This window comes from Pandoraea thiooxydans (genome assembly GCF_001931675.1).
Taxonomy (GTDB): Bacteria; Pseudomonadota; Gammaproteobacteria; order Burkholderiales; family Burkholderiaceae; genus Pandoraea; species Pandoraea thiooxydans.
Window position 1 is genome coordinate 979,797 of the sequence record NZ_CP014839.1, and the last position, 15,702, is coordinate 995,498.

Consider the following 15,702-nt stretch of genomic DNA (forward strand, 5'->3'; position numbering starts at 1 on the left):
TACTGGCCGCAGGGCGTGACTTGTTGGGCAGCGCGGTGGCGCGGCGGGGTGCGCGGTAGGCGCCGATTGAGAGGTCGCGCCCGGGGTGTAGTTGCCCATGATGGCAAAGACGATCCGGCCCCGTTCATCCGCAATGTGGACACTGGCATTGCCAAGCGTATTGCCACATTGGATTGCCTCGATATTTCAAGCCGAATAGCTCCTCCCCTACGAAAATACCGAGGATTGCAAAGTTTTCCCCAGTGCCTGCATCGTCGACTACGAGAAGGTTGGATTGAGCGTTGGCGTGCCGCGCCGCACAATGTATCGCGCTAACGGTCCCCGCAGATATCTTCTCCCGTAACGTCTTCGACACTGAAGCCATCGGGCCATACGCTGCTCGAACCGAGGCATCTGCGGATTTCGTAGCCGATACCAGACGCATTCCCAGCGACTCCGTGGCCTGCGGGTGGCCAAGTGAAACTGCATGGCCGGCGTCATTCATAGGGGATGGAACATGTACATAGCGAGCGTGGACGGAAGCCTCGTCGACCCATCTGCGCTTGCAACCAGGGCGGATGCGCCGGGTAATGCCAACGCTTCTGGCGGCCCTCCCAACGGCGGCGGCAACCCGACGGTCCCCGCCACGTCGCAGGTGAACGCACCCGGTCAGAGTCCTCAGCAAGCGCTGCTGGCGGCCGACGCGGAGACCGCGCGACGTCTGGCGATCGCGCAAGGCGATACGAAGACGGTGCAGGCCGCTTTGCAGAAGCAATACCCGAACGGGATGACTGACGCCCAGTTCAGCGCATTCCTGCAAAACGACCCGACGGGCCAGAAATTCAACGCGGACTGGTCGGCGGTGCAACGCTCGGTGTCAAACCAACTGAGGCTGGCCGCGGATGGGGCGAAGGACCCGGGTGACACGGGCAGCGTGAACGCGGCTATCGCCGCACGAGCCAGGCAAATCAAGGCAACCGGCAAAGACGACCCGACGCTGGACGCCGTGGTGGACGATTCGGTCACGCAGGTCCAGAGCCAAAGCGCGGCATCGCGCGCGACCAGCGAAGCGGCATTCCGGGTGGAGATTGTGAGCAACATGCCCGGGGCGACGTCGACGCAGGTCAGCACGGCGATCGGAGCGTTCAAACAGGCGTTGGCCCATGAGGTAGCACTGAGCGCAGCCAAACTGCATCTGGACAATGCGCAGGCGGCACTGGCGGCGCTGGGCAAGAAGCCGATCGAAGCGCGCCGTGCCGACGCAGGCGACGTGAATGCGACGCTCGCCGAAGCGAAGCGCGAATACGGCCAAGTGCAGGCAGGCAATGACGCGGCCGGCAACAGCATCACCCCCGACGAACAGGCGCAAGCCGAACAAGCCGTTGGCCAGGCGCACAACGGCGAAATCTATTCGCAAGGCAACAACGCCCCGCCGCTGGCCGTCGCCGGGCAAATCGGCGTCGTCTCGGCCAGGCAAACCTTGCAGCACTACGTGGCGACGCTGGATCCGAGTGACCCGATGCTCAGTCCGGCTGAACAGCAACTGGCCAAGACCAACCCGATCGCGGTGGCGCAAATCCAGATGAGCGGGGTGCGGATCGACCCCAGCCAAATCGCCAACCCGTGGGAAAAGCACCTGGCGCAGAGCGACCCGCTGGAATACGCGATCTACAAAATGACGGGGGTCGATGCCACGGCGGTCAACCCCAACGATCCGCGCCTGAGCGCCACCGACCAGACGCAACTGCATAATCAGCAATACCTGCAGTACGCGATGGCCCACGCGAGCCAGGGTACGCAGCAGCAAATCGGTCTCATTCTGGGGGCGGGCGAAGCGGTGCGCTACGACAGCGTCAAAGCGCAAGTCAACGCACTGACCAGCGGCACGCGCAGCACGGCCAACGACCAAAAGGCGCTGCAAGTCCTGGCCGTCAACATGAATCAAACGATGCTGCCGGGCGCAGCCGACGCGCTGTGGCAAAACATCGGGGCGCCCAAATTCAGCGCGAGCTACATCCAGAGCCAATACGCGGCGCTGGTTCAGAGCCCTGGGGATAACGCGACGCCGGCGCAGAAAAGCGACGCGACGATGAACGCGGACAAGGTCGGCGTGTGGCTGCAGCAGATGACGAAGAATGCGCCGCCGCAGTTTGCCGCCCTGGCGCTGCAAACCCTGCGGCACAACTTCAATGGCCAGTGGTTCCAGTCCAACAGCGGCATCCCGTCCCCCACGCGCGGCAAGAACATCTACAAAGGTTTGAGTCAGGCGGTGCAAACGGCAGACCTGCAAGACCCCAGCCATACCGAGGCCAACAGAATGGCCGGATGGCTGCTCGATGCAGGCAACACCAGCGCGACGGGCAAATCCGGCAATCTCATCTATGTCATCCAGGGCAGCGCAGGCAGCGGGGAGATGTTGTTTGAAAGCGTGCGCGACGCGATGAGCGGGGGTTTTGGCACTGACCTGTCGGATGCGTTGAATGCGCAAATCTACAACGCCAGGAACGTACCGGCCAACAACTTCACCCAGGCGTACCAGCAAGGCAGCCAAGCCGCGGCGGGCAAACAGAACTCGGCGGCGGCGCAGCAAAGCTACCAGAACTTCCTGAACGCAATGCCGCAGACGTTGCAGACCTACTTTGGCGACGTGGCGAAGAATTTCGGGAACGCCCCGGTGCAGTTCAGGGATGGCACGCAGTTGAACAACTTCCTGGCGGCTGGGCTGAACGTGTCGCCGGACACGGTGGCGATGCCTACGGCCAAGGGCAGCGACGCCCAGGCGCAAGGGCAAGCGCAATCGCCGCTGATGACCGCGCAGTGGCTCAGGCAGGCCGGGTATGCGGCGCCGCAAAGCGGGGGCAAGCCGGTCTCCAATGAAGCTTGGGCGCAGCTGATCGTGGACGGGCAATATGCGTTGCCGCTCGACGGGCAGGCCCAGTTGCTCACCCCGCAGCAGCTGGCCAAACTGCTGGCCACCGGGCAGTATGCGCACGTGACGCCGCCCACGGACAACCAGGGCAAGGCAATGGGCGCGCAGCAGATAGCCAACGCGCTGAGCGCCGGAAAATACCAGATCCCGGCCGCGGGGCTGGTGAACTTCAGCGCACAGAGCACGCTGGACGGGCGGCACGCGGTGCCGGTGGACATCTATGGCAAGCCGCTCACGGAAGGCGCGCTGCTGCACCAGATCAGCATCGGGACGTACCAGGGCGAAAACCTGTACGCGCACAACCCAAAATTGCAGCAGATCGTGAACCCGATCGCCAAGGAGCTGCAGAAGACCGCTGGCGTGAGCCTGCCCGGCCAGAGCAGCGCGGGCGGCACCGGACCAGTGCTCACGGTGAGCCTGATCCCCACGTTCTACGCGTCCAACGGGGTCGGAGCGAGCCCCTCGGCGCTCTTTAGCGAAAAAGACCGCGACGGTCACACCAAACTGATCGACGACCGGGGGTGGCGGTACGACGATCTGAACGACTATCAGCACAACAACGCGCTGGCGGGGGGCAAGCTGTATGTGCCCACGTGGCTCAAGAACGGCAACACGGCACCGGGGGCGGGTATCGAACTGGCGAGCTACAGCCCGGGCGGCAGCCCCGGCGCCAGCGGCGGTGCCGGCGCGAGCTATACCGACGTGGCTTCGCACAAGACGAGCTTTGGTCAAGAAGTGGAAAGCGTGGTGGACGGCATCGCCACGGTCGCCACCGTGGCGGCCGGCGTGGGACTGATGTTTACCGGCGTGGGCTCGATCGCGGGGGCCTCGCTGCTGGGCGTGACGGCGGCGGGCATGGGTTGGGGGGCGTACCGCTCGTTCGACGACCTGGCCAACCTGGGCGAGCACGGGCAGGCGATCAACCCGTTTGCGGGAGGCAAGGCCACGCAGGACTGGATGATGGGAACGGTGAGCCTGGTGGCGATGGGCGCCAGCGGGCTCGCGTTCAAGGGTGCACGGGTGGTGGCGCTGGCGAACGGCATGGAACAGGCGGGGGCCGATCCGGCGGCGGTGGAAGCGGTCAGGGCGAGCGCGCGGAGCTGGGAGGGCGCGGCGCGGCTGACGAATCTGCCGGCGATGGCCGGAGGCGGGTACATGTCGGTCAAGCAGGGCGCCTCGCTGATGCAGAACTGGGGGGCGCTCTCGGGCGGGCAGAAGTGGTGGCAGGCCGCGCAGATGGCGCTGAACCTGGTGCCTTTCGCAGTGGACAAGACCATCGTGTCGCAGCGCAACGCGCTGGCGGCGAGCAATCCGAATGCCGCGACGGTGCCTGCGGTGGGCGCGCCGGGCGAGGCATTCGCGCCGCCGGGGGACGAGGCGCTCACCCAAGCCGCGGCGGTGGGGCTGGCCGGCAACGCGCTGGCCAAGCTGGGGAATCAAGGAGAACAGAACCAGAGCGGGCAGGGGCAGCAAAGCGCCCAGGGGCAGGACGCGGTCGCTGGCATCGGCGGGAGGGATGGGGCGCAGGGCAATCAAGGAGGGTTGCACAGCTTCGTCAAGCCGAATGCGCTCAATGCGCAGGATGCCTTACTAACGCTGCCACCGGGGAAGCGGGCGGCGGCGGGGGGCGGGCAGGGCGCGGCGCCAGCGGCGTATGAGCTGAATCCCTCGCTTGCGGTGACACCCGAGGACAACTGGCGGCAAGGCTTGATGGACCTGGCCAACCCGCTGCATTCCGGCGTGCTGGATCAGTATCCGTCGCCGGCCACGCTGCAGGCGATCGCCGGAATCGATCCTGTCGAACTGTACCCGGCATTGCGCAGCGTCGGCGTTTCGGACGAGACGGCGCGCGGCTTGGCGGCCCAGGTCTCCAGCATGGCCGCGCCGCCGCCGGGCAGCTATGAAATCCCCGCTGCAACGCGGGCCAATCCACTCGCGCTGGCGACGGTCATGTCGATTGTGCTGCGCACCCATGGCCGCATCAATGGGGCGACTTACGTGGTGTTCCCGCATGATCTCGATCCGGCGCAGCGCGGTCTGAATTCATCCAATGCCTCGCAAACCGCGATGCAGGCCGACAAACTGCTCGAAGAGATCGATCTGGCCAGCCGCAATGCGCTCCCGCCGACGCGCTACGGCTCGCTGGCCGACGCGCGCATGGTCGCGAATGCGTCGCCGTCCTATGGCGTCGCGATGGTCGATGGCAGTGCGGTAGGCCAGAATGGTGCGGTGCTGTCTCACGACGTAATCGCGACGATCGGGGCGGGAGGACTCTCGCCGGGCCCGAAGCAGATCGGTATCAACCCAGGTTACGTGAAGCCGATTCGCTTCTCGTATCCGTCGGCGGGGCGCGCGAGCGCGCCACCCCCGGTTGAGATCGACCCGGCCACGGGCGGCTGGCTCGTACCTGACGACGTGCGTCAGCACGGCCCGCTGATGAACGAGTTCGTTACCGGACTGCTGAATAGCGGCGGGCGGCTCGCGGGCACGCACTATGCGCTGTTCAGCCAGAATGGCGGCATCGATCCGGCGCTTGCGATTGGTGAGCAGGCGGACGAAGTTGAGCACTTCCGCAACTTCGATGCACTCGCGCGCGCGATCGATACGTCACAGCAACACGGCCCGAACGCTGGGCAAGGCGACGCAAACAACAACGGATATCGGCCGCGCCTCGCTGCGATCGTCGACGACTCCGGCCGGGTGGTCGCGACGCTGTACCGCGATCCGGCCAAGGGCCGCTGGCTGGCGACCTTCCTGAGCGACTACACGGGAAACGTATCGGTCGCGTACCCCGACAATTTCGAAGCGGGCAAGCCGCTGATTCGCGGTGATGGCGTCGACGCCATCAACGCGCTGACCGGAGAGGGCCCCACGCAACTCGTGAGCTATCCACGCCGCGCGGCCGATCTCTCGGTGCTCTTCAGCGCCAATACAGATCAGCAGAACCGGTTATCCGGCAGCGACGCGTCGGGCAATCCCCGCGCGTCATTGCTACCCGCTCCGCCGGGCTATTTCATCGTCGAGCAGCATTCGAACCCGATGGGATTCGTCAGCCGCTCGGGAGGCGTGTTGGAGCCTGAAGCCGAAGCGGCGCTGATCATCGGCGCGGGGTGGGACGGCAAAGCGCCGATCCTGTTCTATTCATGCGCGCCGAGCACGCAGATCGACGCAGGCGGCGGCCATCTGATTCCGACGCCAGTCATCCAGCGGGTCACCGATGCGCTGCAGCAGTTGTATCCGCTGATGCGCGGCAAGCCCGTCGATGAAGGCTTTCACACCATCGCGGCGAATAGTCTGGTTGGTGTTGATTTGCTATCCAGCGCGAACGTCGCTCCCTACACGGTGGACGTTCACGTCGCGTCGCAGGAAGCTTGGCAAAACTCGCCGGCCGTGGCGTCCTGGCTCGATCAGCAGCAGGTGTCGATCATCGGCACCGGGAATCTGCGCTTCTCGCGCTTCTATCCGTCGCTGCCGGTTGTCAAGGCCGACGAACCCGGCACCGGTTTGACCGACCCGCCGGCGGGCGCCATAGCGATTCCAATGTCGCTGGGGCCGGGCAGCGGGGGCGCGCATGAGCCGCCGCGCGGTCAGGCGGTGGTGCCGTCAGGCAAGCCGCCGATGCGAGGCTATGAGATTCCCGCCGAGACCCGCGCCGATCCGCTGGCGCTGGCGACGGTCATCTCGGCCGTGCTGCGTTCGTATGGCCGCATCGAGGGGGCGACATACGGCGTGTTCGCACCGGATGATCTCGACCCGGCGCAGCACGGTTTGAGCTCGTCCTATGGTTCGCTGGATGAAGCACGCTCGGCCGCCAATGTGTCGGACGGCATTGCAATTGTCGACAGCAGCGCAGTGGACGTGAGCGGCGAGGTGCCGCCGCAAGGCGTGATCGCGACAATTCGGCCAGGTGGATTGTCGCTGGCCCCGGACCAGATCGACGTCAACCCCGGTTACGCGAAGCCGATCAGCTTCGCTTATCCGTTCGAGGGGCGCTCGCGCACGCAGCCGCCGGTCGAGATCGATCCGGCGACCGGCGGTTGGCTCGTGCCGGATGACGTGCGCCACAACGGCGCCGTGATGGACGAGCTTATTACGGGGTTGCTCAACAGCGGCGGGCGGCTCGCGGGCACACACTACGCGGTCGGGGGCGCGAGCGGTCATGGCGATTCGGCGCATCTGCTCCACGACCAAGCGGGCAACATCGAACACTTCCACAACATCGATGCGCTCGCTCGTGCGATCGATGCATCACAGCAACCCGGATCAAACGGTGGGCAATACGGCGTAAATACGATTGGAAGCCAATCGACCCCCACCATTGCGATCGTCGACGACTCGGGCCGGACCGTTGCGACCGCATACCGCGATACCGCTCGGAATCGCTGGGTGGCAAGCTTCATGGACGATTACGAGGGCAACGTGGCGGTTGCGTATCCCGGCAACTTCGAGGCGGGCAAGCCGCTGATTCGCGGCAATGGTATCGACGCCATCAACGCACCGGCCGGCGTTGGCCGCACGCAGCTCGCGAGCTATCCCCGCCGCGAGCCGGATCTCCCGGTGTACGTCACTCTCGATACGTTTACGGAGAACTGGATGGTCGGCCGCGATCGATCGGGCAACCCCAACCCGTTGCAGCTGCCGGCGCCACCGGGTTATTTCGTCGTCAGTCAGCACGCGAGCCCGAACGAGTTCATCTACAGAGACCCGCAACAGACCTTGACGCCAGAGGCCGAAGCGGCGCTGATCATCGGCGCGGGTTGGGACGGCAAGACGCCAATCCTGTTCTATTCGTGCGGACCGGGCGCGCAGATTGACGAAGGTGGCGGCCAATTGATACTGGCGCCGCTCATTCAGCGGGTCACCGATTCCCTGCATCAGCTATACCCGCTGATGCGCGGCACGCCGGTCGATGCGGGCTTCCACACCATCGCGGCGAACAGCCCGGTTATGTATTATCTGCTGCAGGACGAAGGCGGTTATACGGTCGACGTGCGCGTTGCGCCGCGGGAGGAATGGCAGAACGGAGCGGAGTTGGCGTCCTGGCGTGAGCAGCAGTATTCGATCATCGACACCGGAGATCTGCGCTTCTCGCGCTTCTATCCGTCGCTGCCGGTGGTGAAGGGCGATTCGGCGGGTTCGGCGGGGTCGCCGACGGGCACACAAGCCGCCGTCAGCGCGCTTGACCCGGTCAGGATGACGAACGCGCTGCTCGATGTCGGCGTATCGGAGGATACGGCGCAGGCGTTCGTCGCGCAATTGAACCAGGCGGCACACAGCGGCGGGCCGGGACCGCTGGATCCCGTGCGCTCCGTCAATGTAACGGCCGCCGATACCCCCGGCTGGGCGATGCCGTTCGATCCGCGGGAGCGGGCGCGCCTGGGATTGGAGTACACCGCCCGAACCGAGGACTCGACGTTTACGGCGTTTACGCGTGCGGATAAGGATGTCGATCTCTATATCGACGTGGATGCGCGCGAAGGCGGGAGGTCCGACGATTGGGCCCGCGTGACCAACATTCTTTCGTTCTATCGCGGTCATTTGCCGAAGGGCGGCGGCAGCCGCTTACTGGTGTCGCTGCTGGATCATTTCAATCTCACGCCGGCGCCAGGTGGGCAGATCGTATTCGAGGGCATTGTCAACAAGGCGACGAAGAACGCGTTCGCGAACGGTACCGATCCGGCACAAACACCCCTGGCGATCTCGCTCACGCGCGCATTGGGCGCCTGGGGGCTGGATGTCGAGCAGTTCCGGTTCACGACCGATAAACATGGGAGCCTGTCGCTGGTGGCCCAACTGCGCAACGCGGGCACGCCAGGCATGCTGCCGCTGCGCGTCGACGTGCCATGGCGCGACGCGCCGCTGTCCAGCCCAAACCTGAGCTATTTGCCCAGCTGGATTCCCGCGCGCTTGCCGGTGCCGGGCGGGCCCGATGCTTACTACACGGTGCAGGCGCTTGGCGTAGACGCCGGGATCGTGTTTGACCAGAACGGTGACGAGCTTTCTCCGGATCGGCTGGCGCAGGACATCAATCTCGACGGGGGCAGTCTGCCGCGCCGGCCAATTCTGCTGGCGTCCGACTATGCGGGGTCCGGCGGGCCGCAGGCCTACGCGCAACAGCTGGCCGACATCCTTGGCACGGAGGTGCTCGCACCTGACTTTGCGCTGAGCCTCGGCGAAGACCAGGCGGTCAATATGACCGGAGACGGCAATTGGTATCGCTTCACCCCGGCGGTCGTTTGAGCAGCTGGACTTGGGGGAGAGTGACTCTGCGGTGTCGCCCGACAAATGAACAGGTGCAGCGTCGGGAGCGGATCGTCGATTGGCCTTCAGACCGCCACCCTTCCCAGTCGCCATTAATGGCTGTTACCTCCTGCTGTTATGGGCTCAGGAAATCGACTCGATATGAGTTGACTGCGCGTAGGCACGTCCGAATCGATTAGCGAGAAAATCAGGTAGATTGATCTGCTCCTGACGAATGAAACCGCGCTTCGGCAGCTTGCCGGTGCGGAACAGATCGAGTGCGGCACAAATGCCTGCGGCCGTGGTGATTTGGATAGCGCTGTGCGTATGCCCATCGGTGCGCTCGGCGAAGATTTTGCGTGCCAGTACCTCTTGCGCTAGTACACCGTTGCGCATCCCGCTGGCAATTACCACCACCAGGACGACGTCTTGCAGTGTGGTCGGTACTGAGCGGCGAAAGATTGTTTTCAAATTATCCGGATCAGATTTGAGCTGCAATTCATCGAGCAGCATGCTCATCAAGGCGCGATGTCCCGGATAGCGTACCGACTTGTAATCGAGGTTTTCGACTTTTCCCTCGAGGGTGGCGCATAACGTACCCAGGCCACCCGAGGTGTTGAAGGCCTCATATTCGACGCCGTCGAGCGAAAAATGCTCCAACCCTTCCATGGGCAATACGGGGATGCGGCGGTTATCGCGTATGGCGTCACACGGATGGCAGTACTCGTTGATTAGGCCGTCGACGCTCCACGTCAAATTGTATTTGAGCGCGTTGGAGGGGAAGGCGGGCAGCGCGCCGACACGCAATTTCAGGTCGCGCACCGAGTCGAAGCCGGCAGCCACATGATGGGCCGCTATCGAGATAAAACCCGGCGCCAGTCCGCATTGCGGCATGAACGCCGTCCGCGCACCCTCCGCCAGGCGAATAATGGCTTGAGTGGCGGCGACGTCTTCCGTGAGATCGAAGTAATGACATCCTGCCGCCGCCGCTTGGGTTGCAGCATGAATCGCTAATGAGTATGGCAACGCGTTGACTACCGCATCCTGCCCGGATAGAGCCTCGCGCAGAATCGTCGGGTTTTCGAGCGCCAGCGGGCGCGTTGCGCACGCGTTTGCTGTTGCATTTGCGGCGACTTCGAGCGCATGGCGGTCCCGGTCCATGATCGTAACGCGATAGTCACCCGACGCATTCAGCAGTCGGGCGATAGTTTGGCCGATATGACCGGCACCTAGCAGGGCAATATTCATCTTGTGATCCTTTTCTTGGTTAGTTCAGCGATTAATCGCTCGCCTTAGTGTAAGAAAAGAGACTGATGAATCGTAGTTCAATATTGACGATATCAACTATTTTTATGTCATTTCGTCGAGAATATTAGACGATTCGTCAAATACTGAAGATAAAGGCATTTCCCTCGCGTTGACGGAGCCGCGCCGCCGCAACCTACTTGCGCTGCGCCCGGGCGGCTCCGTCAACGCTCGCAATATGCCGCCGGTCTGCCATTCCGAATCGGGTGATAGGCGACAGCCGGTATGTTGATTGTCCGACGGGCATCTGGCGGAAGATCGCCAAGGAAAGTGGAGGGGATCATTAGCGTGCATGTCACCGTTAACACGCCACGCGGGTGTGGCACTTCGTGCGCTCCGTGCGGGTACATCGCGAACCGCTTGATTTTCAGCGATCGCCGTGATCATCATCCCCCATCAACTGTCCTGACAAAAATTTCATGACAGACGGGGGCGCAATATTTGGCCGTGTCCCGATTATTACGCGAGTAATCCCTTACGGTGTCATCTGGCGAGCAACCGGCTCAAGGGCAATTTTCTTGAGCTCCGTGCGGTGGCTTCGCTGCTACTTTAAGGAGATTTATTCGTGTCCGATAAAATTTTAACCGTCACGGATGCTTCGTTTGAGGTTGACGTGACGAAGTCATCGGTTCCTGTTCTGGTCGATTTTTGGGCAGATTGGTGTGGTCCATGCAAAATGCTTGCGCCGTTGCTCGCCGAGGTGGCGGAGGATTTCGGCGATGGCTTGCGTGTTGCCAAGATCAATGCGGACGAAAACAAGCAACAAATGGAACGCCTTGGGGTTCGCGGTCTGCCGTCATTGTTGCTGTTCGTCAATGGAAGCGAGCGCGCCAGGCTTGTTGGCACGCAATCGAAAACGCGTCTTGTCGCGTTCATCGAAGCCAATCTTGAGGGGTGACCGATGACAAGTTCGTTTCAAGACAACATCGACGTGAAGAATACGATGCTGCTGCGCGCCGAAAAGCATTGGACCGCCGGGCATATGAAACCGACGCCGCTTGCTTGGTCGGACGGGGACGGCAGTGTTGTGGGATGCGCGATAGAGAGCGTCGACCTGTTGATCTGGACCGATTCGTTGGGGTTGCCCAAGTGGCTGGCGCTTGTGATCGATGAAATAGCGTCTGGACTGACTTCTCGCGATGTGGCGCCGCAGGAGGCATGCAAAGCCGGGCTGGAATTACTCAAGGCAATTCCGGTTGGCGTGGATCTTGGGCAGGCTGGCAGCAAATTTATAATCTCTCTCCTCGCCGACGTTGACGAGCGCCTCGTGCAATTGGAGCAGGACAAGGTGTTGGGGCAGATCTATCGCGCTTTGGTCGAACTTCATCATGGGGTAATTGGCGGTGACCAACCCGATGCCACGCAGTGGCGCGCGATGCGCAAGTCGGCGGTCGAGTTGACCAACAATCTGCCAGAGGGGTCAGAGGTTGCGGCATTGGCGGGCGTCGTGGAGGCGGCGATGTGGGACGCGCGGACGTCGCCATCAGTCGGGGTTGACACTCTGCGCCAATTTTCCCGTGCCCGCAGTATTCGTGCCGTTGTTGAGTTTGGATGGACGGAGGCCGATGAGGCTCATACTAAAATGCGCTTGGACGATATGTTTAAACGCTTCCTTAAGGACAATCCGGAAAACAAGCGTACCGTGTTCGACCATTACGCCGATGAATTCCCTGAAGAGGAGGCGCGGCTGCGTCGTCGCATCGCAATTGAACGGGACGCGCGTTGCATCGGGGCCGAGCTTGGAAGGATCGCACTATCGAACGTGCTGGGGGCGGCATCAAAAAAGCAGTAGTTAGCGACTTCGACTAATCGTTGCTGCAAGCATGCGAAACGCGGTCTCGTTTTCGCATGCGGCAATATTGAAGCGCATATATGAACGGCATGCTTGGGATTGAGAGAACAGGCGACCTGGCGCCGTAAGATAGCCTGCCTCAAGCATTCGCTCGGCGACGCACAAGGCGTCCAATTCACCCGGGAGTCGACCCCATAGGTACATGCCGGGGTAAGGATTGGACGTCACCGCGATATCGAGATCGCATAGCTTTTCTAGCGCATGGACGCGGGAAGAGTTGAGCCGCGCGCGCAGTTGTTCGCAATGGTGCCGATAGGTGCCTTCCGACAGCAATCGATAAACGGTACGTTCGCCGAGACTGCCGTTCGTAGCGCGACTAACCGACTTGTACCGAAGGAGCCATTCAATGGATTGTGCTGATGCCGCAATATATCCCACCCTAAGACCTACGCCGAGGATTTTTGAAAAGCTACCTATGTAAATGACGCGACGTAGTTGGTCGAGTGTCGCAAGTCGTGTTAGGTGAGGGGCAGTGTTGGCTGGCAGCAGGTCACCATAGGTATCGTCCTCGACAATAGTGAGATCGAATTCCTGGGCTATCTGCAGTACTTGAAATGCCTTGTGCGGCTCGAGGCTGGTCGAGGTCGGATTGTGGAGCAGCGTATTGCAGAAGAACAGTCTTGGCCGGTGGTGCTCGCAAGCCAGACGCAGTGCTTCCACATCGGGGCCATCATGCAGGCGTGGCACCCCAATAATATTGAGGCCGGATGCCAACAGCCGATCTATCAAAAGGAAGGATGCGGGATCATCCACCAAAACCGCTTCGCCGGGCGTGCGTAGATAACTCATGACAACCAGGTTCAGTGCATCCGTTCCGCCTATTGTCGTCATGATCTGTTTGGGGTCTACCGCTACTCCAAAAGCTCCCAATTTCAAGTGGAGTTGCTGTCTTAATGGCAGGTAACCTTGCTGATCTTCATATTCCATCATCCAGTTCAGCTTGCCGCGTGCAACGCTACGTAATGCGTTCGACAATTGAGGTTCGTTGATCCACGCAACCGGCAAGTTGCCGCCGCCAAGGTTCCCCGCCAGCACTGTGCGTGGGTCGAGTAGGCGCTGGCGCCAGTCCTCCGGCATAGGAAGCGCTGCGTCGCCACGAGATTGATCCGCTACGCCGGTGCGCTTGTCCGGAACGTCCTGGCCCCTGACATAAAACCCCGCGCCGGGTCGCGTGATCAGATACCCGTGAGCCACCAATTTGTCATAGGCGCGGGTTGCAGTGTCGCGGCTCACATCGCAAGCTCGAGCGACATCACGAATGGATGGCAACCTCTGGCCCGGCCCCAGTTGCTTCGACTGGATGGCGGTACGCACTAGCAGGAAGATACGGTCGACAAGCCCCGTCTTTGGGTCTGCAATAGCCACAGCATCGAGCTCTCGCTTGCTCAATGCGAAGGTCTCCACCAACGGCGTTGAAGGTTTCATCGGACGGCATATATTGATCGCGAGTGCGATTGTCGGCGATGATCCGCCGGGCGGCAATGCCCAGACGTCATCCGTGGGGGGGTATCGTCGAATTTCGAGAAATTTTGAAATTCAATGCCATTGCAATGATGGTTATGAGTATATTTTTCTTGTCTATTCGCTTGCGCTATTTAGCTGTTCCTTACGACCACGAGAAAATTGCCATACGAATCGATCTTCAGCGAAAGCGACTCGGCCAACTGCCGCAGGGCTTCATTCGGATGATTTAGACTGAACACGCCGCTCACGCGGCGTCGCGCCGCCGTGCTGGAAACCTCGATCAAGCCATGATGGTAGCGGCGTAATACGGCGATCAAGTCTCCCACGGATTCGTTGGACGCGACGTGCAAACCGGATGTCCACGCAAGCGCACTCGCAACGGCCTCCTTTCTGCGCTGAATGCTGTCGCTGGAAAACCCTACGACCTCGCCTTTCGCGATGGGTTGTACTGTGCCATCCTTTAATGTCAGCTTGCCTTGCCCGGATTCCATGGCAACAACGGTATGCAAATCGAAGACGCCTATGCTGAAGCGCGCATTCTGTGTATGAATCGCACCGTGCTTGGAGGCAATTGCAAATCGCGCGCTGTTTGATGCACTGACAAGCATCCGGCCGGAGTGGAGGCGCCAGCGATTGTCGTGCGGGCGTGAGTCAGTGTAGACGGTGGTGTCCGCATCGAGCAGAGCATGAATGTTTGGCGTCAAAGCCACCGTGCGACGCTCGGCAGTACCGGTGCGAAACTGGGCGTCATAGCCCAGTTCGTGAACGACTCGATAACTGACTACACCGCAAACGGCGAGGCCCAGCGTTCCCTTGAGGCCGAGCTTGAGCATATTGCGTCGTTCGCGGCCAACCGCCAGGAGCGCTTCGCGTCCTGCTGCCGGGGCCTGAGTGGCCAGTGCTTGAAAGGGCCTGAGTTTGGCCTGCAGCGAATTCCACGCGTTGGCGTTGGCATGACTTGCCGAACGCCAAGCGTCAAAGCGCGAGAAATCTTCCGTTGTGGCCTCGCCTGATCGGAGACGTACTTCCCAAGCAATTGCTGCCTTGATCGGGTCCTTCAAATTGTCCCTGTCAGACATGATGTCAAGCGCATAAGTAGCATTTTTCCAGTGCCTTGGAAATATACTTTCGAACCATACTCGCGGACACACCGAGCAGGTCCGCGATCTCGTTATATGTCATACCGTCGAGTTGGCTATACAGAAACGCCTGCCTAGCCCTTTTGGGCAGCCCCCGAAGCAATTTATCGATGTGATTTAATGTCTGAACGACTTCCAGCAGTGCTTCCGGCGACGGCGTGGTGGGTTCGTCGGCGGCGGCGAGCGCGGCAAGATAGGCGGCTTCGAGGTCGCGCCGTCGCCAAAGATCGAATAGCACACGACGTGAAATCGTGGTGAGAAGCGCACGGGGCTCCCGTACGCCCCGAAGATCCGGCATTGCCGCCAACTCGACGAAGCTTGACGACGCTACGTCTTCCGCATCCGCGGGAGAGTTGACGTGACGACGCAGATATTGTCGAAGCCAGCGGTAGCTTCGTGCAAATTCGGCTGCAAGGAAGTCGTGTCGAAAGGCGAGTTCACCGGCGTCGGAAGGAAGCGAGGAGGCTCGCTCAGACGTCGGGGAGGACGTCAACGCGAATGAATCAGGACTCGTCCCACGCATTTTTCTCCAACCTGGTACGTAACGCTCCCGACAAGGCACAGTTTTTGTGCGCCTGAAATTGCCCAATAACGGGGCACAGGAGTTGATATTTTCGACGCGCGCCGCTAAACGGCAATTCAGTGCTTCACCTATGAATGGTACTAGAAAAAATCTACTGAATCCGCCGGCATCACCTAGGGAGTTTCCCGTAAGGTGTGATTGGAAAATACATCTACGTAATCACCATCATGCAACAGATCGAGACTTTGCGTCACGGGGGACGTCGACGCCA

At 61.4% G+C, this 15,702-nt stretch carries 7 protein-coding genes; 3 read left to right on the forward strand and 4 right to left on the reverse strand.

The window, feature by feature from the left end; translation table 11 throughout:
• Window positions 1–634: 634 nt before the first annotated feature.
• Window positions 635–9,148 (forward strand): DUF4781 domain-containing protein, encoded by an 8,514-nt coding sequence (locus PATSB16_RS04485; RefSeq protein ID WP_047212822.1) that lies wholly within the window; start codon window positions 635–637, stop codon window positions 9,146–9,148.
• Between the two features lie 144 nt (window positions 9,149–9,292).
• Here PATSB16_RS04485 and PATSB16_RS04490 read toward each other — a convergent pair whose 3' ends face one another.
• The gene (locus PATSB16_RS04490; RefSeq protein ID WP_047212823.1) at window positions 9,293–10,396 is read right to left on the reverse strand and encodes a saccharopine dehydrogenase family protein; all 1,104 of its coding nucleotides are present in this window, start codon (window positions 10,394–10,396) and stop codon (window positions 9,293–9,295) included.
• 622 nt (window positions 10,397–11,018) lie between these two features.
• Between PATSB16_RS04490 and trxA the strand changes: the two genes are divergently transcribed.
• Together trxA and PATSB16_RS04500 are read left to right on the forward strand one after the other, a co-directional pair.
• Window positions 11,019–11,351, forward strand: a complete 333-nt coding sequence (trxA, locus tag PATSB16_RS04495) for a thioredoxin (protein WP_047212824.1) — start codon at window positions 11,019–11,021, stop codon at window positions 11,349–11,351.
• 3 nt (window positions 11,352–11,354) lie between these two features.
• Entirely contained in the window at window positions 11,355–12,245 is an 891-nt protein-coding gene (locus PATSB16_RS04500; RefSeq protein WP_047212825.1) for a hypothetical protein, read from the forward strand.
• Here the strand turns inward: PATSB16_RS04500 and PATSB16_RS04505 are convergent, their stop codons facing one another.
• The 3 genes from PATSB16_RS04505 to PATSB16_RS04515 all read right to left on the reverse strand — a co-directional run bounded on the left by PATSB16_RS04505 (window position 12,246) and on the right by PATSB16_RS04515 (window position 15,431).
• Window positions 12,246–13,694 (reverse strand): aminotransferase-like domain-containing protein, encoded by a 1,449-nt coding sequence (locus PATSB16_RS04505; protein ID WP_047216260.1) that lies wholly within the window; start codon window positions 13,692–13,694, stop codon window positions 12,246–12,248.
• A 206-nt stretch (window positions 13,695–13,900) separates the two neighbouring features.
• The gene (locus tag PATSB16_RS04510) at window positions 13,901–14,848 is read right to left on the reverse strand and encodes a FecR family protein (RefSeq protein WP_047212826.1); all 948 of its coding nucleotides are present in this window, start codon (window positions 14,846–14,848) and stop codon (window positions 13,901–13,903) included.
• Window positions 14,849–14,852: 4 nt separating this feature from the next.
• Window positions 14,853–15,431 (reverse strand): sigma-70 family RNA polymerase sigma factor, encoded by a 579-nt coding sequence (locus PATSB16_RS04515; protein WP_083566662.1) that lies wholly within the window; start codon window positions 15,429–15,431, stop codon window positions 14,853–14,855.
• Window positions 15,432–15,702: the final 271 nt, after the last annotated feature.